We start from the raw sequence: 21628 nt of genomic DNA on the forward strand, positions 1-21628 counted from the left end.
TTCCAGAGGAATAAAATCGGCATGCGATAGTCCCCGGCAGCCTTTTTTGACTTCATCGGATTACAACCATGACAGAGGCCCTCCCAATCTCCTCATCCAGCTTTGCTAAAAAGGCTAGCCCAACGGCATCCGCTAATTTGGCTTTGCCCCGTGCATCAATAAAGACGCTTTCCTCGCCGCATGGCGCGCCGCCTCTTGTGCTTGTGGTGGATGATCAGGAGCGCAACCTTCAAATGGTTAAAAAGATGCTGACCAATGACGGCTACCGTGTGATCACGACCTTAAGCGGTGAAAAGGCCATCGAAGCCATCGGCAGTCATTGGCCGGATTTGATCCTGTTGGATGTTGTGATGCCTGACATGGATGGCTTTGAAGTATGCGAGCAGATCAAAAACAATCCAGCGACTCAAAATATCCCCATCATCTTTCTATCGGGCGATACCGGACACCAATCCATCATGAAGGGCTTTGCTAAAGGTGGGGTCGATTACATTTCCAAACCCTTCAACAAATCAGAACTCCTCGCTCGCGTTCGCACCCATGTTGAACTGCACCGGAGTCAGGTGCGCCATATCAAACAGATGCAGGAGCGCCGCCACACGTTGGATCTTATCGCCCATGAGTGGCATAAACCACTTCAACGTCTCTCCATGTTCATGTCAGCCATTCATGCAGACATGAGAGAGGCAGAGCGTCCAGACAGTATGCAAGCTCTGGGCCGGGAGGCCATGAAAGAGACCGAACGCATGATTGTCTCGATTGAAGGCTTTCTCAAGGAGCAATCCGCTCAGTCTGAAGCGTTGCATGAGTCGTTGGCCCCTTGGGGCATTACCACCGACGACCTTAAATCCATGGTCGGTAAATGGTATGTGACGGCGAAACGAAAACTTGTGGACCTCGCTCTCAGCGCTCCGGAGCCTCCCCTACCCGTTGTCGGCTTATCCTTTGCTATCAATCAGATTGTCGATGCCGTCTTGTCAAATGCGGTGAATTTCACGCCCCAGTCTGGGCATATCGAGGTTCGCATCACTCAAGAAGAAGACCGTATCGTCTTGCATGTGATTGACGACGGCCCAGGATTCTCCGAGGAATATCTTCGACGTCAGTTCCAGCCTTTCATGCAGCAAAAAGCAGGGAGTTCCCAACCCTCTTTGGGGGTCGGACTCGCCTCGGCGAAACGCATTGCTGATCGGATCCACGCCACTTTAATGATTGGCAATCATAGCCGTACATCCGGTGGACACGTGAAGGTGAGTTTCCCCTCACGCAATATGGATTTGCCTCCCATTACTTGAATCTAGGCAGGCCAGCCTGGACTCAAGGTAAGACGGTGTTTTCCCAATAAGATCCAAATCTGAGCTCTCTTTCAGAGGGCTCGTCCAGCCAGGTTAGGTCAGGTCCTAACGGCACGATCCGTGTTGGATTGATCTGTTCATGAGTCATGAAGTAGTGTCGTTTGATATGATCAAAATTGACCGTCTGCTGGATCCCGGATTGCTGGTATAAACACCTCACATAACTGCTTAACTGAGGATAACTCTGAATCTGCCGGAGATTGCACTTAAAATGTCCGTGATACACGGCATCAAACCGAATCAACGTGCAGAACAACCGCCAATCCGCTTCCGTCAGGTCATTTCCGAGCAGGAATATATTTCTGGTCAATCTCTCCTCCATCGCCCCCAGGGCAGTGAACAACTCACCCACCGCTTTCTCATAAGCCTGCTGAGTGGTCGCAAATCCCGCCTTATAGACAGCGTTATTAATCCGGTCGTAAATGTAAGACGACAATGTTTTTTGTTCGTCTTCGAGATGAGCCGGAAAGGGATCTGTGAAGCGTCGTTGAAAAGCTCTAAAACCGTCTGCAAACATTCGACAGATATCGTCCTCAGAATTACTCACGATCGATTGCGTCTGAGTATCCCACAGCACAGGCACCGTGTATCGCCCTTCGAATGAAGGGTCTGACTTCAAGTAAGCCTCGGACAGAAATTGAAACCCAGCAGCTTGATCTGCGGAATGTCCCAGCCCGTCTCGAAAAGCCCAGCCGCGATCGTCACGCACGGGATCTGCCACGGTCACCCCAATGGCTTTTTCCAAGCCTAACACCGAGCGAATGATCAGAGTGCGATGTGCCCACGGACAGGCCAATGAAACGTAAAGATGATAGCGGCCTTCTTCCGGTGGAAACTCGCTGCTTCCATCCGCCACGACCCATCTGCGAAAAGCATCTTCCTGACGCCGAAAGCTACCATCCGTGCTTTGTTCAGCAGGAAACTGGGCCATGATTATCAGGCGACGAGTTTAATTGGGGGGGGCCGTTTGCACTTCTGCCGAATGAGAGATCCTCGGTTTCAAGGCGCTCACTTCATAAGGCCACATGGCGTGACATTTACGACAGTAGAACTGCTTTTTGAAAAGGCCCAGATTACTCGCCCACTCTAACAAGAGAGGGGTAATGAGGTATTTCCGAGTGAATTGAGGATACTCGACAGCAAAGGAGCCGCATTCAATGCAACTGAAGATGTGACCGCACACGGGATCATTCAGATCATGAAGATGCTGAATGAAAGCGATGGCCCGAGAGTAGTCGCCGTCGTCAACCTGAACGATGGTAAACGCCTTGGGTTTCGTGAAGAAGACAAAAAGCTGAATGTCCCGCTCATCATGCACGCGGGACTTGATGCCTTGTTCACTGAACCGCGAGGCAAGCCGATGCGCTTCATGCTCGCTGTCCATGGTGGCTAAGTTGATGTAGTTCATGGTGAAGTGAAGTTAATTTCAAAGGTATTCGCAGCTTCGGGTCCTCATGCGCCTGCCGTTTTCTCAAGACGTCCAACGAGCCCTGCAAAACCGATTTATTTTTTCAAGATGCACGATGCAAGGCTTGCATTTCGTCAGTGAATGACAAAACGCGAAACAGCGATCTTCCTTTAACGCGTTGAAAATCAACAAATTTTCAAAATCGAGGCCGGAGGCATGGGGTGTGCAAAAGAGGAAACAGCACCGCATCACACCTCCGATGTGGGAGCGCCTTTCCTCAAACTGACTCGCCTCGCATTTTATGAAAATTACCCCTACCTCCGCTTTCGCCGAAATGGACGACGAAACCCTCATGGCAAATGTGGCTGCAAAAGAACCGAACGCCCTCTGGGTCATCCACAAACGGTATCACTCGATTCTGAAGTCCATCATCATCTCCGTCATTCATGATGAGACCGAAGCTGACGACGTGCTGCAAGAGGTCTTCATCCAGATTTGGACCAATGCCTCCAACTATTCCGTGGAGAAAGGTAAGGCTGCTGGTTGGCTCATCACTTTGGCTCGCCGCCGTGCCATTGATCGTCTCCGCCAACGCCATGCTTATCAACTGGCCACTGAACGGCTGGAAAAGGCCTCAAAGCCCTCCAATGCCTACGAAGTGGAGAGTGCTCACCACGACATCGAGAATCACGACATCCGCGCTTACCTGAACAATCTGCTCGACGTTTTGCCCGTCGCTCAGAAAGAAGTGGTCATCCTGGCCCATCTCCACGGTATGAGTCAGCGCCAGATCGCCTCGAGCACCAGCCTGCCTCTGGGCACGGTTAAAACTCGCCTTGAACTCGGCATGCGTAAGCTGAGTCACTTGGCTTGTGGCTCCCAGCATAAGGTGATGTGATTCATCGTCGATCCAATCATTACCCTCTCAAGACCGGTCCTTGATATTGTATCAGGACCGGTCAGTTGTTTTTACTCACTCCCACCAGATAATCGAAAGCACGCCGAGCTCTAGCCAAGGTATCCGTGATCGACTCATAAGGATTACCCGTGAGTTCCAGAATCATCGATCCTTTGAACTGATGCCCTTTGAGCTCACCTAGCAACCAAGGCCAATCGATGATCCCTTCACCGGGATTGAGATGGGAGTCATAGTCCCCACGGTTATCGTTGGCATGGATCATTTTTAAATGACCGGAGAGCTTGTGCACCACAGTTCCGAGTTCTCTCGCCAAGCAAGCATGCCCGGTATCCAAACACGTGCCGACATTGCACTCCTGGATCTGACCCAACAAATAAAGCATGTCGCTGATATGGCCGAACAACAAGTGCGGCAGCATATTCTCTAGCAGAAGATTGACTCCGAGCTGGTGACACTTCTGCGCCACGACATTGAGAGACTCCGCAGCAACCTCCATGTGCAATAAGAACTCCTCCTGAGGAGGCCTGCCTTCTCTTTCGGGGCCAGGATGCAAAACGACGTTCTTGGCACCCATGGCCGCCGCAGCCTCACATGCGATGCAGAGTTCTTTGACCGCATCTTGGCGGGTGTGATCATTGAGGGAGGTGATATCGATCCTGTCGGCAAATGGGGCATGAAATGAAAACGGATGCAGTTCCAACTCACGCATCCGCTCACCTGCTCGAGCAACCAAGTCATGCTGATGATAATCCAAATGACGCGGATACGAGCAAATTTCAATCTGTCGGAAACCGCTTTCTGCGATACCTTCCAAAACATCAAAAATGCTTCGGTAATAAAAACAGCCTGTGGACAGGCCGATGGGCCATTGATTCATAACATGGGGTGGGTGAGTAGAGTTTGCCTTAACGGAGCTAAGCAGGCGCCCGCATCCGCAGGAGAGTGGCAGAAGCCTTTCTCCCGGGTGGAGATGCAGTTGAAATCGATGAGTTCATCCAGCCCCATGGCTCGGAGTCCCGCGAAGATCCGGGTGTAGAAGTCCGCTCGAATGGCGGCGTTATAATCCATCCAGTCCACTCCCCAGCCGTAAGCTGGGTTTTCGAATTTCGACCGGATGAAACCGGCGATGTGCCTCGGATGCCAGCCTCGCGCCAGTAAGCTCCGCGTGATGAGTTGCATACCTGCGGGCTTAAGCAGTCGATCATTGGGATCCTCGACCAAGGCTCTCATGCAGGGTGGTAAGAGCCCAGGTGGGGTATGGTCATAAGTTTCAGGCCAGCGATCACGTGGATCGTGTTGGTCGGAGTAAAAAAACTCATGAAACCGCCTGAGGGGTGAGGTCAAATACTCATCCACGAGTTTAGCGGTGCCATGTGATTGGTCAGGGATGCGAACGCAGGCGCGTCTTGCGAGGTCGCGGACATCAGCCTCATTTTGACGCACCTGAAGCGCCAAATGGACATCCATCTCGTGCAAGGGCACCACCCGCACTAGGGGGATCTGACTCTTCACTTCAGGATCGTCGGCCAACCCCTGCATCCACGGCTTCAAATAATACGTGAAGGGCTGACGAATCATCCGCGCATACAGAGGATCTCCATATTCAGAAATATCCACGGAGACAATTTCTCGTGTTCCTGTTTTGCCAGGCCCCACATGCACTGCCGTGATCTCGACTGGAATGTCCATGAGGGGTGATGCCTCTTGTTTGATCCGCTGAGCCACATATTCCATCACGAGGGACTGGGCTGCGAATGCAGCCTGAGCACCTTCACTGATCTGGTCCGCGAAAGCACTCGGCACCGCATTGACACATTCCGCGCGCAATTCTGGAGCTGGGTCTAAACCCTCCAGCCGACCAGCCAAGTCTCCTGGCCGCTCGACTCGCCAAACAAAATGATGTCCTTGCCCGGTTAAGATATGAAGAGGCCGGATACCCCAGCCTAGGAGCAGACACTCAATGGTTTTCACCACCGGTTCTTGGATTTCAAAAGCACGAGCGGCATCCACATGTGCAGACGCATGGAAATCGAAATTTACATACTCAATGTCGAGGTGGAAAATGAGCGATCGGGAGTCTGCCAAGGAACGCGCGATATCAAGATCCCGTTCCAAAAACCAATCGAGCTCACGGGGTGGACGAAGCTGGGAACGCTGATACTGATGCCGATCCGAATGCGTCAGATACGCCGCTGAGACCTGATCCAGCGTCTCGCCGCCGAGAAACTCAATCAAGCGTTGCCGAATTGCGTCGTCTCGATAAAAAGGAGTCATCCTTCGAGTATCGTTTTTAGCGAACGCAGCGCGTGTTCACGTTTCAAGTGAGACGGAAATGGGGGCTCGAAAAGTTTTAGTTTGTGCATTTGACGGAGGCCGCTTGCCCTGACACGGACCTTGCACATCGCAAGGTTGATATCGTGCAATTTGCGTGCGCGCATTTCCTCCCCACACTGTCAGTGGGTTATTCTCTCCTTTGCTAGGCCCCTCTTGGGCTCCGCAGCTTGTCGTGGCACAAGCCCTGCAGAGCGAAGCTGAGCGACCGTCACCTCATCCTTCTTTACCCTCCCTCCCATGCCTCATCAATCCTCCAATGATCCAGGTCGCACCATTGTCATGGTAGTGGATGACCAGCCTCAGAATGTGAAGCTGGTGAGTGAACTGCTGACGGTAGCCATGGGTTACCAAGTGTTGAAAGCTACCAGCGGGCAGGAAGCGCTGAGTTTGCTCAAAAAGACTCTGCCTGATCTCATCCTGCTCGATGTACTCATGCCGGAGCAGGATGGCGTGGAAACCTGCAAGATCATCAAGGAGAAACCCGAGTTTGCGGACATCCCGATCATCTTTTTGTCCGCAGCCGATGATAAGAACCTCATCGTTCAGGCTTTGGAAAGTGGTGGTGTGGACTACGTCACGAAGCCATTCAGCCGCGCTGAGTTATTGACCCGCGTGCGCACCCACTTGGCTCTTAAACATGCTCGAGATTCGTTAAAAGCGCTCGCTGAGGATAAGGACGAGCTGCTCGGCATCCTCACTCATGACTTGAAAAATCACCTGGGCGGCATGCAGATGAGCGCTCAATTGCTGCAAGATCGGATGAGTAGCCGCCTGAACGACGAAAAGTTCACTCAACTGGTCGATAACATCCTGCAAAACACAACCCAAATGCTGGCCTTCGTGAAGGAGTTTCTCGCCAACAGCATGGCCGAGCGGGTGATTCAATTCAATGTTGAGCCCGTCAATTTAGCGCAAGCAGCCCATCATGCCGTTCGGCAGTATCAGCTGACAGCGGAGAGAAAAGACATCGAACTGATCTGCCAACTCAACCACGACAGCAGCGCGATTGAGGCCGACCCCAGCGCTCTCAAACAGATCCTGGACAACCTCATCTCCAACGCCATCAAATTTTCGCCTTCGAATCGCAAAATCTATATCACCGTCGCTCCCGTCAAAGGGGATTGCGTGGAGTGCTGCATCCGCGATGAAGGCCCGGGATTTACAGACGAAGACAAGCTCCACATGTTCAGACGTTACGCACGCCTCACCGCACGCCCGACTGCTGGCGAACCCAGCACTGGCCTGGGATTGAGTATTGTCAAAAAGTTGGTCGAAGCCATGAACGGTCACCTCCGCCTCGACTCCACCCTGGGGCAAGGTAGCGCCTTTACGGTCCGCCTACCCAAAGCCCGCAAAACCCCTTCCCGACAGCCCGCCCCCTCTCGCCCCTGATCTGCCTCATGGACTTTCTAGTAATCGACGACGAAAAGAGCATCCGTGATGCCACCTGCATGCTCATTGATGACGAGGGTCATTACGCAGAGCCTGTGATCAACAGCGCTGCAGCCTTGACCCGGCTCAAAGAAGAGAAATACGATGCGATACTTCTCGACCTAAACCTCGGGCCAGAAAATGGTTTGGATCTGCTTGATACCCTGACCAAGCAGTATTCTCACATCCCTGTCGTTATGTTTACGGCCCAAGGCACCGTGAAGACGGCTGTCGAAGCCATTCGCCGAGGTGCCTTGGACTTCTTGGAGAAACCCTTTACGCGGGAAGAGTTTAGAGCCGTTCTCGCGCGCCTCACACGGTTCCGCCAGATGAGCCAGCGAATCGAAACGCTGGAGAAAGAAGTGAAGGAAGTGCGCCAGCAAGGTGGCCCCGATCCTTTGTTCGACTTCGAGACGCCGGCTATGAAATCTGCCATGGAAGTCCTCATGCGCGCTGCCAAAGCGCCTGCCTCCATCATGATTTTGGGTGAAAGCGGCACCGGCAAAAGCGTAGTCGCACGCGCCATCCATCAGCACAGCCATCTCAAGGACAAACCTTTTGTTACCGTAAGCTGTCCTGCCTTGTCTAAAGAGCTTCTGCAGAGCGAGCTCTTTGGCCATGTCAAAGGAGCTTTCACCGGTGCGATCCGAGACACCTGGGGCAAGGTCAAGCAAGCCGAAGGCGGCACTCTATTCCTGGATGAAATCGGTGAGTTGCCACTGGAGATTCAGCCTCAACTGCTTCGCCTTTTACAAGAACGTGAATATGAACGGGTTGGCGAAAGCGTCACACGCAAAGCAGAGGTTCGAGTCATTGCCGCGACTAACCGTGATTTAAAAGAATGCGTGCGTAACCGCACCTTCCGTGAAGATCTGTTCTTCAGGCTTAACGTGATTTCGGTGGAAATGCCGCCCCTCCGACACCGTGCCGATGATGTGGTGCGCATTGCCGAGCATTACACCGATTTCTTTGCCCACCAGTTTGGCCGTAAACTGCATAGTTTATCGGACTCAGCGCGCGCGCGGATTGCCAGCTATAGCTGGCCGGGTAACCTTCGTGAACTCCGAAATGCCATCGAGCGGGCCGTGATTCTGGCAGGTTCCGATAAATTAGAAGCAAGTGATCTGCCGGCAGAAGTTCGCGGGGATATGAGCGGGACTTCCATATCGCATGGAACACCGACTATGTCAGCGGGCGGCGGCTTCGATTTCAGCAGTTGCGAAGGCATGACCTTGCAAGAAATCGAAGATGCCTACATCCGGCGTATCCTGGACACGGCCCCTAGCTTGGCAGAAGCCGCCAACATCCTCGGCATTGATCAAGCCACGCTCTATCGAAAGCGTAAAAAGATGGGTTTGGACGGCAAGGCCCCACGCTAAGGAGATGCGTTAGCGAACCCGCTCAAAGGTAGGGCGGGTTCGCCCAAATAGCCTCCCACTTTTACAAAGCGACCAACGGCGTATGGCCCAGTGAATCGTAGCCAGAGCCAGCGCGAGGATTCACCACATTTACTTTGGGCACTCTCGATGAGTCACACAGCAGGATGATGGAAGCGCTGGTGAGTTCATCATCCATGCCACTTTCTTCCTCTAAGGTTTCAGTCAAGAGTGCGACATCATCGTAATGACCGAGTTGCTCGGCATAAGCACGTGCGCTGCCGTAGCTCGCGATTTCATAGTGCTTCACGCGTTGGCATTTGGCGATGATATCCAGATCTCGCACCACCGCGTCATCGCCTTCCTCGATCTGTAGGTTTTTCCATTCCTGAAGCAAACCATAGATGCCTTCACAGGTCTGGTCCTGAGGGGTGACGCTGTGGTTTCTCAAAACTTCACTCAACCGTCCGAGGTGCTTTTGAGTGAGTTGATAATGGGACTTGAGCGCAGCCTTGAGGTCAGGGCATGAGGCTGCTTTGATGATTCGTGGAAGTGCGTTTTTGATCTGCATTTCCGCACTGCATAAAACTTGAAGTTCATGCAGGTATAAATCCTGTAGCGTTTTCATGTGAGTTCGACACTGGCAGATCACTGCTCTTCGATGATCTTTTCGACTTCCTCACGGCTCTTTCCGAGACGTTTCTGTAACCGACCATACAACTCATCCTCTTTACCCTCCTCGTAGAGCAGGTCGTCCTCGGTGAGCTCCGCATACTTTTGTTTCAACTTGCCCTTGGTTTCATGCCAAGTGCCTTTGAGTTTCAGCTTATTAGCCTCGTAATTTGTCGCATCTTTGACTTCTTTCGTCAGTTCGGTGGCGGATTCTTTGACATCCTTAGCTAGCTCTCGCGCATCCTCTTGAATTTCGGCGCGCTCTTGGCGGTCACAACTGACCAAAGCTAGACTAACAATGAAGATGGGAATGATCGTTTTCATGGCATGGAGTGGGAACCCATGCGGAAGGCATGAGGTTTTACCTCAACCATCTATTGCAAAGTCAATGCCACGCCCCTCTCCACCCACGACTGAATGAACCGGGCTTATATCCCTGTGCATTTTTCACACGGGCTTGCAGGGTGCAATCCGTTATAAATAAGACAGGGGAGTGAGTTGGGCACGGCCTATGCAGAAGGGTTTGATGAAACACACTCAAGGATTCCAAGCGCAGAGTGCTCTCAAAGTAACGCTGCCTGGGACTTTGCTAATCATAACCCACCCCGCTATGAACATTGATATTCTCGATTGGCCAGGAAGCCAGGGAGACACCCAAAAGATTCCGTTGCATCAGCTTCCGTCCTCGCCCCCTGCCATTTCTTCCAGGTATTCTGAGACCACCACCGAGACCTTCGGAAAGCTGATTCAGCTCACTCATGATGGCGAACAAGGCTTCCTCTACGCAGCTCAACACGTCTATGACCGAGGGCTCAGGGACGAATTACACAAATTTGCCCGGGAACGCCGGAGCATCACTGCAGAACTGATCCATTTTCTCGATGAGGAAGGATGCGAAGCACCTCTCTTGCACAGTTCCACACGTGCTTCACTCCACCGCACTTGGATGCATGTTCGCACCTTATTAACCGATCACGATGACCAGTCTATTTTGGATGAAGTGGAACGTGGTGAAGCCGAGGCCGTCCAAGCCTTTCAAGGCGCGTTGACGCAAACTCCAGCGCTGACGCACCCCGCGCACGTCCTAACAGGCAGCGTCTACCAGAAAATCCAACGGGCGCACACCCGTATTCGAAGCTTGCGCGACAGCGGAATCTATCAGCATACACCGTGATGCAGTTGGCCCGTTGCACCGTTGGATCGTGTGTCATTCTTTTCTCACGATCCGCGGCGCAAAGCACTGGGCAAAATGCCCAATCGATCCCGGTATTTGACCACCGTGCGCCGCGACAATCGGATCCCACGTTCCGCAAACTGAGCTGCGATCTCTTTATCATTGAGAGGCTGATCCCGGTTTTCGGCTTGAATGATCTCCTTCAAGACAGCCTCGACGGTGCGTCCACTGACGGATTCTCCGCTGTCCGTAGCCATGCCTGAGGAGAAAAAGTAGCGCAGCTCAAAAACTCCATGCGGTGTATTAGCATACTTGCCTGCAACAGTGCGGCTGACCGTGCTCTCGTGAACGCCAATTTCGGAGGCAATATCCCCCATCGTCATAGGTTTTAACGCCGCAGAGCCCTGCTCGAAAAACTCTTCTTGTCTAGAGACAATATGCTCCGCCACTTTCTGAATCGTTTGTTGGCGCTGCTGGAGCATGTCGATGAAAAAACGACCGCGTTTGATGTGATCCCGGATGAATTCACGAACATCTTTTTTACCTCCAGCCTCTGCCATCATGCTTTTATAAAACGAACTGATGCGTAGCGAGGGCGTGACCTCACGATGCATGAGGACCACCCAACGACCGTCCTGCTTTTCAATGGTCAACTCAGGCTGCACATGAAATCCGATGGCCGGAGTTTCATCAAAATCTCGTGCCGGTCTCGGATTGAGCAAGGTAATGCGCTCAGTCGCTGCTTGCACATCCTCGACTTCCACATCAAAGTGCGCGGCGATTTCTTCAAACTTGCGTCTGGATAGGGCCGTGAAGCATTCATCCAAAATGTGATACTCCAGTGTTTTCGACCGGTTTTCCCGCTCGAGCTGGACCATCAGACACTGACGTAAGTCCACGGCTCCTAAGCCGGGAGGATCGAGGGTAAGCAACATCTCCTGCGCAAACTCCAGATCCTCCAAGGGGCGATCCTCTTCCACAGCGATATCTGCCAAAGGTTTCTTTAACCAACCGTTATCATTCAGATGGCCGAGGAGGAGCAAAATATCCGCCTTTTCTTCATCATCGAATCGCATACCGAGCAGTTGCCCCGTCACATGTTCAGCTAAGGTGACGGGTTTGGTAATTGACTCCATCAGAAACTGGCGGCGCTCTTCTTCATCTGGAGTGCTGGTGGCCACCGTAGGCGTTGGCCTCCACTCATCATCCATTCGCACGAGTCGGCGGAGTTCATCGTCCCAAGCCTCATCAGAGCTGTCATCCGCAGAGGATTCGACTTGGGTATCCACCCCGTTTTCTAATTCGAGAACAGGGTTTTGCTGCATTTCCTGACGGACCAGCAATTCGAGCTCATGAGTCGGAGTTTGCAGAACGGTCAGCTTCTGGCGCAACTCCAGCGAGAGATGCTGAGAGAGTTCATGAGTTTGCAGAAGAGCGGGGGAGGACACGGTGGATCGAGCTGTTAACGCACGGCCAAACCATAGCAGGCAAGCGATGCAATGAACATCCTTCATTTGCATAAACTATGCCTGTTCGAAGACAGCGAAGGGCCCTTTCATTCACGAGGAATGACGCAGGTGGAACGAAATTTTCGCAGGATGCAAGGCTCCACCTGTGCAAGGTGCAATCACAAGCTTACCCCCCGCGTTGCGGATGCAGGTTCGGCACGCCTCGTGCAGAGTATTCGTGAGCACCCCATAAAACATGACTTTCAAAATCATCACTGAGCTCGACTATTCCACCCAAGGCCAGCTCAGCTTTCTTCTCAACATCCGTGCGCAACGGAATAGCCAGCAAAGAGTTTTAGAAGAGCGGTTCACCCTAATTCCCCAAATGCCCCATTTGGAAAAAACGGATGAAGTGACGGGAAATCGCTTTGATTTGATCACGGCGGACTTACCCGGCCTCTACCACATCCGCTACGAAGCAGTGGTCGAAAACAAACCTGTTCATGTTTCAGCGTCTGATTTGGCCGAAACGGAAGTCCAAGACTTGCAGCTTGATGTCCTCGGCTGCTTGTATGCCAGTCGGTATTGCCAGTCGGATCGCTTGGGCAACCTCGCTGCTCAGCAATTCGGCCATCTCGAAACGCCATTGAAAAAGGTGCAGGCGGTCATGGCCTGGATTGCCGAACACATTGCTTACGTCAGTGGTTCCACCAATGCCAGCACCTCCGCCGTGGATTCTCTGGTGGAGCGCCGCGGGGTATGTCGGGACTTTGCCCATCTCGGTATTGCCATGTGCCGGGCACTCAATATCCCGGCCCGCTATTTCACCGGCTATGCCCATGACCTCCAGCCTCCAGACTTCCACGCCTGCTTTGAGACATGGATTGATCACCGTTGGCTGCTCTGGGATGCCACTGGGCTTGCTTCTCCAGATGCTGTCGTGCGCATAGGCACGGGACGGGATGCTGCAGATGTATCGGTTTGCACCTCATTTGGCCCCCTTATGTTGGAACGCCAGTCGGTGAGCTGTCAGGTTATTGACCCCGATTATCAGAAGATGACCCCCGAACAACTCGAGCACGTCTTCATCTCTCATTCGTAGTTTTGAAGAGGATCTATTTCGGTTGAGCTGCCATGAGACGTTATTACATCGAGCATCGCACCATCTATCGCTACTCAGAGCCGGTGCGTTTTGGCCTGCATCGCCTTGTGCTTCGGCCCAGAGAAGGACATGATGTGACCGTCGTGAAGCACCAATTGGAGATTCAACCCAGCGCTCGCTTATTCTGGCTCACAGATCTCTTTGGAAACAGCATTGCGATAGCCGAAATACCTGAGCCAGCCACTTCTTTGGAAATCGTCAATAAAGTGATCATCGAGAGAGTCGGAGGGCCTTCAGATGAAGCTCCGCCACTCATTACACGGGAGTCAAAAATCACTCTCCCTGTGGCCTACCCACAAATGGAACAATCCGTGGTGAGCGGCTATATTCATGCCGTTTACCCCGAAGAACAGTCAGGTGTTCATGAATGGGCCGCCCAGCAAATAAAAGGTGAAGTTGCTGACATGTCTGCTTACGAAATCGTAGCTCATCTGAACCGCTGTATCCACACTCAGATCCGCTATCGACGCCGGGAAGAGAGAGGGGTGCAGTCACCGGCTACGACGTTGTCGTTTTCCGCCGGCTCCTGTCGAGACATGGCCAATCTCTTGATGGAGGCCTGCCGCTCTCTCGGCTTGGCAGCCCGGTTTGCCAGTGGCTACTTGGATGCAGCAGCGGCCAATGCCGGACGGGGCTCGACCCACGCCTGGGTTGAAGTGTACCTACCTGACAATGGGTGGTGCGGTTTTGATCCGACAGTCGGAGGCCCGATTTCGCCCAAACACGTTACGCTTGGGGTCAGTTCGCATCCTCGGGGTGTGATGCCCATCAGCGGCATTTACGATGGCTCTCCAGGCTGCTACCTCGGAATGGATGTGGCGGTGACCATCCGTCAAAGTTACGACGATGACAAGCTGGTGGAGGGTAATCGTTCTATCGTCTGCTTATCCTAAACTTCTCGTTTGAATCCATCAGGCATTAAAAATGCCGCCACCGTTCCGAGGGGAACAGCGGCGGCCAAATCGAGGCATATGGAAACCTAAAAGGCTCCAGCCGGGCGGGAAGGTTTAGACCTCCTCGATGAAACGACGAATGTCTTCTTTAGTCTCACCTGTCCGTTGCTGGATCCGGCCCAAAAGTTCATCTTCTTTGCCCTCTTGGAAAATCAGATCGTTATCGGTCAGTTGACCATACTTTTGTTTGAGTTTGCCTTTGGCTTCATTCCAACTGCCTTTAAGTTTAAGTGTAGTCATAATTTGTTAGAAGGGTTATGTCGGTGGGTTTCAATCACCTTGATTCTCCTTCTGCGTAAACCATGCCACACGTGATAATGCTCCTCTCCCCTTGGCAGTATCCGAAGATAAACGACATATGGCGGCGATACGCACGATAGCGGCCTTGCCGATTGCATGAGATGAAACCTCGTTTTACGATGCAATGCAGGGCAGCATCATCGCATCCCGCATGCCATGCAGGATTTTCTTGTCCGCAGGGCATACCGTGGCCAAGACTCCCCCCAGGTGCGTTTCTTCCGTGCCCTGCGGCACAAAATAATAGGGACACAAACGAACCCGCGATTTCATCGCCCTAGTGGCTTGAGTTGCTTCATCCCAAGCCGCATGGTTGACGACGCGAGCCCGATGGAAGCGCTGCATGACATAGGGATTTGTGGGGAAGCTGCCCAGAGCTTCATCCAAGGCCGCTGCCCACTGCTCCTGGGAGAGATCATGCCCGATCGATACGCTGCGCGACCCCCAACCCACTTCTGAGAACCCACTGATTTTCAGGACCAGTTCCCTCTGCTTGCTACCAAAACGCTTTGCCTCATGCCAGGACTGGATGTTCAAACCAGGGTAAACAGCAAACGGAGGGAGCGCAGTCGGGTCCACCACCCACCCCTCGGGAATGCACTTCTTCAGCAATTCCAGATGCTCAGCACTGAGCACTTTTTCCCACCAAGTTCGTAGATGTGGCGACCAGAAGAGAACCAGCCACAGCTTCTCTTCCAAGAAGGCTTTGAGGGGGGGAGTAAACTGGATTTCTCCCTCCTGAGCCATTTTGAGCATCTCTGTGGAGAGATCCACATTATCGAGATCAAACAACTCAAAGAACCGGTAGATGCTGGAACCTGCCATTTCACGCGGAGTGAGGTTCCAGGGATTCATGACACTACGAGGGAATCCCCCACTGCGTTCATTCAACTTCTCGACCAGCCAATGCATCTCCGGCTGATAATCACCAGACTCACGAGACACCAAGATGTCTTCCTGCGGGAAAGCCGCCGCGAACCCATCCACCATCCCATGGCTGCCTCCGATGACGGGCTGTCCCATGGCAGCATAGGTTTCGTTTAGCCATCCGGTCAGGCCGATCCCCCCGGGCAGTGAATCCAATTCAGAGATGCACACCCCATTTTCCGTGAGCACCAGATCTGGTCGCAGAACGCCCGGTAGATCCTCCCGCCAACGAGATTGGCGGCCGAGCTGAACCACTGAGTCCGGCTTCCCTTGATCCAGCAAAGCAGCGACCCATCTCAGATCGGGCGTCTCAATGCTCTCAAAGTAGAGCTGATTGCAAGCACGCTGGAAGGCACGCAGCGCTGGGCCGAGTGCCGAAATCAACTCTACAGTGGCTGCATCCAGCACAAATGGATCAGGCGATAATACCCACTCCTTATCACGAAACAGCCCCTCTTCAGGAATATTTTGGCGGACATGGGCGATGCGTTCGGCGGGAGACATGGAGACTGAAAAGCGAGGCGTTTCTCCACAACTGGAGCACTTCCTTTACGTTTCAAAATGGATTCCCGTCAGAAATCCAGGGTACCGCTCACTTCAAGGTGAGCTCAGCCATGACTTCCCGCAGTTGCTCATGCGTCCGCGCCACCATGCTTTGGGTCGGAGGTCCCACATTTTTGTCATTCCAGACCTTCTCGAGTTCGGTCAAAACCTGAATGACAGGCTGCACGAGACTGGAACGCCGGGTGTCATCCCCGAGAGTGGCAAAATCCTGCCGTAAATCCGCGAGAAGAGCTGGCGAACCAATGCAAAGAGGCCGTTTATCGACATCCGGAATCTCAACGACTAATTTCGAGACAATCTCAAGCGAACGCATCCAAGCTCCGATATCCACGAGCACGGCGAGGTCATCGTCCATCTGCTCTCGGAGCATACGCATCACCTCCTGATGGCCGTCCACAATCTCTTGTCGAAGCTCTTTCCATTCATCGGTCTCTGCCATCTTGGCTTGGGCCATGAGCCGCGGTTTCATCCGCTCACCCAGCCCCAGCATCCGGCAATAGGTCACAATGTCCTGGTTATTATTTCGGAATTGCTGCGAATCTCCAGCCTCCCAAATCAAAAAAGTTTCACCAATTAAGCTGCCCAGGGTAAAAGCAGCCTTGTTACGGTCAGCCGTTGGAGACGGCGGCTGAGGGCGATACATCGTCCTCCAACGGGCCTTGGTGTGCTGCCCCGCCATTTCCAAGAAATCAGCAGGTGTTTGATCCTCAGTCCAAAAAATCACGCGGGCAACGAAATCCCCAGCACTGGCAGCAATCGAGTTATTCGGCTCGGAAACCTGCCCCCGCGCATCTCCTTTGCAGACGGCGACAATCGCCGTGCCTAGGACAAGCACGTTCAGAATTTTGGTCACGGTAGTTGAGGTTGGAGCAGGTGAGATGCCGGAAAATGCGCCTTCGTTCAAAGAAAATGCGTCTTTACCGACAAGCAGCTTACTCAAAACTTACGAATTCGACAGGAAACCGGATTTGTCCAGATCACATCTCGATCGGTTGAGTGGACAAATGAATCAGGGAAAAGCTAAAAACTTTGCTCAATTCCGGCCAAATCATCGCTTTTTTGATTATCCTTTCTGCAAACCCGCCTTACCTGCTTCAACCGCGAAAGAGGCGCGTGTGAGCAGCGGAGCTCCAGGTTTGGACACGTATGGCACTGCCTGATAATCCGTTTTCCAGTCATTGGGAGTGACCTCACAACGAACGTATCCACGCTCCGCGCTGTGAAACTTCACAAAGGGATTTTCTGAATAAGTGGGCTCCAGATTTTTGGGCTCCAACGCTCCATCTCCCCCTGAGCTTATCGAGGTGCCCACGAACTCGGAGGCCACCACTTCGGAGTCCAGATCATCAAAATCTGCGATCAAGTCGTTCGCCCAATTGCTATGAATATCCCCGGTTAGGATCACCGGATTTGTGACCCGCTGTTCGTGAAGGTATTTCAAAACCCGTCGGCGTTCCTTTTCATAGCCAGGCCATTGATCCATGCTGTAACCCACCTCACTTCCTGCCGCACGATCCACCCGAGCCATCATCACTTGTTGAGCCAAAACATTCCAGGTAGAAGCCGATTTGCCGAGATTTTCAAACAACCAATCCCGCTGGATCGGTCCCATCATAGTGCTGTCTGGATTGAGCGCCTGCTCACACTGAGGTTTCTTTCCATCTCCACAGGGCTGATCACTGCGATACTGACGTGTATCCAGCATGTGAAAATCAGCCAAACGACCATACCCGACCTTGCGATAGAGCAACATGTCAGGGCCCTTGGGCATGGCTGAACGCCTGAGTGGCATGTGCTCATAATAGGCCTGATAGGCGGCGGCGCGGCGCTTCAGAAAGCTCTCACGGCTAACATCATGTTCTTCAGAGACATCACCCGCACAGTTGTTGTCAAATTCATGGTCATCCCATGTCACGAGCCAAGGCACCAAGGCATGCATTCCCTGCAAAGCGGGATCGCATTTGTATTGAGCATGACGGTTGCGATAGGTGTCGATCGATGTGCTTTCAGGACCGGTGTGTTTGCGCACGCGTTTATCGATGCCCGCATACTCGTAAATGTAATCGCCCAAGTGGACGACAACATCGAGATCTTCCCTCATCATGTGCTCATAAGCCGTGAACAACCCCGTTTCAAAATGCTGGCACGAGGCGAATGCGAAGCGCAGTTTTTCCGGGATAACTTCTACCGCCGGGAAGGTGCGAGTTCGGCCTTTAGGACTCGACTCACCGCCCACTCGAAATTGATACCAGTACCAACGGTCAGGTTTAAGACCCTCCACTTCCACATGAACGGAGTGCCCCCATTCAGGAGTCGCTACAATCGTGCCCTGACGAACCACCTTCGACAACGCTTCATCCTCTGCGACAACCCAGGATACCTTCACCGGCATCGCTTCCATACCTCCACCTTCTAACGGTTTAGGTGCTAACCGCGTCCAAAGCACAAACCCATCTGGAGCGGGATCACCAGAAGCCACCCCAAGCGTGAATGGATAGCCCGAGAACTTAGGCGCTGAGGTTACCACCCCATAGACACGTTCACAGGTGAAAGCGGCCAAAGCCAAGGAGGCTGACCCTTTGATGAATGACCGCCGAGAGGATGCGTGGGATGAAACAACGGGGTAGAGTGGAGACCGCATGGGAAGGTAAGAAGAACGCTCCCACGTGAAGACTTCCGTCATCAAGGCGATGATATTGATTCTTTCCGATTCGCCACAGCGAAGGCAGAGGCCCTTCCTCGGGTGAAGTGAAAGTATCCCAGAACTCCATGAACGATGCATCCCATGCCCCAGGACAAATTTGAACTCGTCATCTAAATAACGCTGCTTGGCTGACGAGAGTCTTGAGCGATAATAACAAACGGTTAGGCGTGCTTCAAGATTGCCGGGAGGTTCGTCAAGCGTCCCGCTTACACTCTATTTCGCCAGGAACGGGAGTGGCCGCCTGAATGGGCAACCGATTTTCATCGCAGGGAAACGGCCTCAATGTTTTTGACGAGTTTTACAGGAAAAGGGGCAAACGAATTTTTCGTCTTAAAAATAACGAATTTCAGATTGACACCATCAGCTGGACTTTTCTCAAGTTTGAATTCGGAAAAGAATATTGTTAGGCTATTAACTTAGCTCGGACATAGTCAGAAACTAGAATGCTGTAGTTGAATAAGAATTGCCCAGTTTTTTCTTTGCATTTTTGATAAAAGTATGGAAATTATAGTTCGGATTCAAAAAATCCGACTCAATTATGAAAATCGACACCCGCCTCCTTCACACTCGTCTCGCCAAGCGCGTTCGTCACTCTGGCATGACTCTCATTGAAATCAGCCTTGTGATCGCCCTGCTTTTGGGTCTGATCGCTGTGGTTTTCCTCGGAATCGGCAGCTACCGCCAGGGAGCTGATAAAGCGAAATGTAAAATGCAATTAGCGGCCGTGCAGAAAGCTGTTCGCTCCGGGGCTAACATGCAAAACCTCGCTGTGGGGGATGCCCTGGTTTCGACCACCGCCGTCTTCGGGACAGGTCTGTTGATGGAAAACGCTCCTGTCTGCCCCTCCGGTGGAACTTATGCTTGGACCGATGATGTGCCTGCCGTTGGCACCCCCTTCGGCAACTGCGATTACACTGGTTCAGGGACATCCACAACTCACGTCTTGGATGTCGCAGGTGGAGAAACTGCAGACTGGTAAGGCGAATTCCAGCCCAGCCAGTTCCCGCTCCTCCGCACTCCGTCCTGATAGCCTCCCCGAGCCATGCTGAATATTACGGATCCCTGCGAGCTGAAGGCGGCTGACATCTATCGTCAGGCGCAGACAGTCGCTTCCAAAACAAGCCGTGGCACAGATGGACATTGGTACAAAGTGCCGGAGGAGCTGCCTTGGCAGTGGCACCTTTGGTTTGATGGTGGTCGAGAAGTCTGTTCCGCCACTTTTTCAAAACAGCATCACCTGTGGCGGCCTGGACCTGTTCTGCCGCTTGCCAATCTGACGACCGGAGAGGGCGTCAGCGAAGTGCTCGGCGAATTGATGTCGAGCCAGTATTTCAAAGATCCACCCAAAGCCTTGGGAGTGATTCTCCATGTGGCGGATGAGTTCTCCCTCGCAGAGATCTCCCAGACTGGGGAAACCTCGGGCGAGACCGCCGAGGATTTTCAAATCCTCCGCTACAATTTGGTCGATGATCCCCGTGAAGTCCTGGCAGACCGGGAGGTCTCCACGGAAGCCAATTCATGGCGACTGTTGCCTTTCAATGGAGCTTCCGCAGGTCAGGCTCGCTGTGCCGCCGTCACTTTGTCCCGAGCCCGTGAAAGCTTTTTACAGCACTTGCTGGCCTGTGCAGAAGGGCTGCGCATGCCCGTGCGCGTTGCCGTAACGAGTGCGGCCGTCGAGAGCTTGGCGGCGATTCCCTTGTTGAAGCCAGATTTGGCAGGAGGCTGCCTGATCGCCTTCTCTTTCTACAAGTTTACCGCTGTATTTGCCCTCGGTGCGAACGGAGAGCTGCAGACCGCCCGCAGCCTTGCCCATCGCGGGGGCTCCTCCGTGCCGACAGGCTTTGGAGATATCCTTTGGAACATGGCTTTGGGTGCCGAACTGGATACGCCTAAAGTCTTGCTCGTTTCCGCTCAGCCTCAGGTGTTGCAATCCACCTCCCAAGAGTTGGAACTCTACTCACTCAGTCGGCAGCCCATTCAATTCGAAACACTCTCTTTATCCGAACATCCAGCACTCACAGACATCCCCGGCCATCGCCCCGAGTTTCTCACCTATGACGGCACCGCGATTGAGCAGTTGCGCACCGGGCAGTCTCCCCTGACTCAGACGGAGACCTTCCGTTCCCTTTGGTCCACTTGGGCTCGTCAGAGCTTTATGGATACCGGGAAACTGGATAACCTCTATCCCACGCAGCGGGATTTAAGGCTCCTGCGGTTTTCCTCTTGGCTGATCTATCTCATGGTTTTCAGCCTGATCACCACCAGTGGTTACGGCACTTACGCTCTGTTTTCCGCCATGAATCATCCTTCATGGAATCTTACGCCAGAAGATATGCAGAAGACCCAGGCCAAGCATAATCTGCTGCTGGAGGAAAAACGACAGATCGATATCACGTCACGTCTACTACAGCCGCGCTCAAGCGGCTGGGTGACGCTGGAATTCATCCTGCAGTTGTTTCCTGAAGACTCGGGGGTTCGGCTGGAAAACTTTCAATACAGCGCTGAAGCAGCACGCCAGATCGCCACCTCCCGGAAGAGCAAAGGAAAAGGACCCAAAGCAGATGCCGTCGGTATCACCCGCACCTGGACATTGAAAGGTCTGGTCAAACCCAAGGCTCTTGAGCTCCTCAATACTCTCAATAGCCAACGAGGACTGAGCAGCTTTTTCGACCGCATCGCTGATACGACGGGAGACGAGTCTTACCGCACCAGCCCTACCCGCCAACTGACGGTGAGCTTAACACAAAGCCGGAATCCACGCTTCAACGCGGAGGCAGCACCCGGGGACCTTTCTCGAGACGCCACACTCGCCTTCCCCTTCAATTTCGAGGCCATCATCACTCAGACGATGTCTGAGAAGGATCCTTTGGCCATGCCTCTCGATAAACCCTTTTGAGCTTGGCC

Annotated in this window: 20 protein-coding genes; 9 read left to right on the top strand and 11 right to left on the bottom strand. The window is 52.9% G+C overall.

Annotation, left to right across the window (positions count from 1 at the left end):
* The first annotated feature begins 68 nt into the window (after positions 1-68).
* A complete protein-coding gene (locus B5D61_RS04360) occupies positions 69-1295 on the top strand; it encodes a hybrid sensor histidine kinase/response regulator (RefSeq protein WP_078812073.1) in 1227 nt (408 codons plus the stop codon).
* A 22-nt stretch (positions 1296-1317) separates the two neighbouring features.
* On the opposite strand, the gene B5D61_RS04365 is transcribed toward B5D61_RS04360, so the two are convergent.
* Positions 1318-2286, bottom strand: coding sequence for a glutathione S-transferase family protein (locus B5D61_RS04365; protein WP_078812074.1), 969 nt, complete (start codon positions 2284-2286; stop codon positions 1318-1320).
* A gap of 18 nt (positions 2287-2304) precedes the next feature.
* A complete protein-coding gene (locus B5D61_RS04370) occupies positions 2305-2763 on the bottom strand; it encodes a hypothetical protein (RefSeq protein WP_078812075.1) in 459 nt (152 codons plus the stop codon).
* A 301-nt stretch (positions 2764-3064) separates the two neighbouring features.
* Between B5D61_RS04370 and B5D61_RS04375 the strand changes: the two genes are divergently transcribed.
* Entirely contained in the window at positions 3065-3661 is a 597-nt protein-coding gene (locus B5D61_RS04375; protein ID WP_078812076.1) for an RNA polymerase sigma factor, read from the top strand.
* Between the two features lie 61 nt (positions 3662-3722).
* On the opposite strand, the gene B5D61_RS04380 is transcribed toward B5D61_RS04375, so the two are convergent.
* Complete coding sequence (locus B5D61_RS04380; protein WP_078812077.1) at positions 3723-4559, bottom strand: sugar phosphate isomerase/epimerase family protein; 837 nt, start codon at positions 4557-4559, stop codon at positions 3723-3725.
* The gene (locus B5D61_RS04385) at positions 4556-5956 is read right to left on the bottom strand and encodes a hypothetical protein (protein ID WP_078812078.1); all 1401 of its coding nucleotides are present in this window, start codon (positions 5954-5956) and stop codon (positions 4556-4558) included. The genes B5D61_RS04380 and B5D61_RS04385 overlap by 4 nt, the downstream gene beginning before the upstream one ends.
* A 297-nt stretch (positions 5957-6253) precedes the next feature.
* On the opposite strand from B5D61_RS04385, the gene B5D61_RS04390 reads away from it, so the two are divergent.
* Both B5D61_RS04390 and B5D61_RS04395 read left to right on the top strand, forming a co-directional pair.
* Positions 6254-7408: a hybrid sensor histidine kinase/response regulator gene (locus tag B5D61_RS04390; protein ID WP_078812079.1), complete on the top strand. Its 1155-nt coding sequence runs from the start codon at positions 6254-6256 to the stop codon at positions 7406-7408.
* Positions 7409-7416: 8 nt separating this feature from the next.
* Complete coding sequence (locus B5D61_RS04395) at positions 7417-8826, top strand: sigma-54-dependent transcriptional regulator (RefSeq protein WP_078812080.1); 1410 nt, start codon at positions 7417-7419, stop codon at positions 8824-8826.
* A 61-nt stretch (positions 8827-8887) separates the two neighbouring features.
* Here B5D61_RS04395 and B5D61_RS04400 read toward each other — a convergent pair whose 3' ends face one another.
* Positions 8888-9451, bottom strand: coding sequence for a DUF892 family protein (locus tag B5D61_RS04400; RefSeq protein WP_078812081.1), 564 nt, complete (start codon positions 9449-9451; stop codon positions 8888-8890).
* Positions 9452-9471: 20 nt separating this feature from the next.
* Complete coding sequence (locus B5D61_RS27050) at positions 9472-9693, bottom strand: CsbD family protein (RefSeq protein ID WP_425440057.1); 222 nt, start codon at positions 9691-9693, stop codon at positions 9472-9474.
* A gap of 412 nt (positions 9694-10105) precedes the next feature.
* On the opposite strand from B5D61_RS27050, the gene B5D61_RS04410 reads away from it, so the two are divergent.
* On the top strand, positions 10106-10669 hold the full coding sequence (locus B5D61_RS04410; protein ID WP_176159219.1) for a PA2169 family four-helix-bundle protein: 564 nt from the start codon (positions 10106-10108) through the stop codon (positions 10667-10669).
* A gap of 44 nt (positions 10670-10713) precedes the next feature.
* Here the strand turns inward: B5D61_RS04410 and rpoN are convergent, their stop codons facing one another.
* On the bottom strand, positions 10714-12117 hold the full coding sequence (gene rpoN / locus B5D61_RS04415) for an RNA polymerase factor sigma-54 (RefSeq protein WP_176159220.1): 1404 nt from the start codon (positions 12115-12117) through the stop codon (positions 10714-10716).
* A gap of 256 nt (positions 12118-12373) precedes the next feature.
* Between rpoN and B5D61_RS04420 the strand changes: the two genes are divergently transcribed.
* The gene (locus B5D61_RS04420) at positions 12374-13219 is read left to right on the top strand and encodes a transglutaminase-like domain-containing protein (RefSeq protein ID WP_078812085.1); all 846 of its coding nucleotides are present in this window, start codon (positions 12374-12376) and stop codon (positions 13217-13219) included.
* Between the two features lie 32 nt (positions 13220-13251).
* Positions 13252-14172 carry a transglutaminase family protein gene (locus tag B5D61_RS04425; protein WP_078812086.1) on the top strand — a complete coding sequence of 307 codons (921 nt, stop codon included), beginning with the start codon at positions 13252-13254 and terminating at the stop codon, positions 14170-14172.
* 114 nt (positions 14173-14286) lie between these two features.
* Here B5D61_RS04425 and B5D61_RS04430 read toward each other — a convergent pair whose 3' ends face one another.
* The 4 genes from B5D61_RS04430 to B5D61_RS04445 all read right to left on the bottom strand — a co-directional run bounded on the left by B5D61_RS04430 (position 14287) and on the right by B5D61_RS04445 (position 18661).
* On the bottom strand, positions 14287-14472 hold the full coding sequence (locus tag B5D61_RS04430; protein WP_078812087.1) for a CsbD family protein: 186 nt from the start codon (positions 14470-14472) through the stop codon (positions 14287-14289).
* Between the two features lie 174 nt (positions 14473-14646).
* Positions 14647-15960, bottom strand: coding sequence for a hypothetical protein (locus tag B5D61_RS04435; protein WP_078812088.1), 1314 nt, complete (start codon positions 15958-15960; stop codon positions 14647-14649).
* 88 nt (positions 15961-16048) lie between these two features.
* Complete coding sequence (locus B5D61_RS04440) at positions 16049-16873, bottom strand: hypothetical protein (protein WP_139373058.1); 825 nt, start codon at positions 16871-16873, stop codon at positions 16049-16051.
* A gap of 210 nt (positions 16874-17083) precedes the next feature.
* Positions 17084-18661, bottom strand: coding sequence for an alkaline phosphatase D family protein (locus B5D61_RS04445; protein ID WP_078812176.1), 1578 nt, complete (start codon positions 18659-18661; stop codon positions 17084-17086).
* Between the two features lie 601 nt (positions 18662-19262).
* Between B5D61_RS04445 and B5D61_RS04450 the strand changes: the two genes are divergently transcribed.
* Both B5D61_RS04450 and B5D61_RS04455 read left to right on the top strand, forming a co-directional pair.
* Positions 19263-19703 (top strand): type II secretion system protein, encoded by a 441-nt coding sequence (locus B5D61_RS04450; protein WP_078812090.1) that lies wholly within the window; start codon positions 19263-19265, stop codon positions 19701-19703.
* Between the two features lie 63 nt (positions 19704-19766).
* Positions 19767-21620, top strand: coding sequence for a hypothetical protein (locus B5D61_RS04455; RefSeq protein WP_078812091.1), 1854 nt, complete (start codon positions 19767-19769; stop codon positions 21618-21620).
* The last annotated feature ends 8 nt before the right edge of the window (positions 21621-21628 follow it).

Origin of the sequence: Prosthecobacter debontii (assembly GCF_900167535.1) — a bacterium.
Classification (GTDB): Bacteria; Verrucomicrobiota; Verrucomicrobiia; order Verrucomicrobiales; family Verrucomicrobiaceae; genus Prosthecobacter; species Prosthecobacter debontii.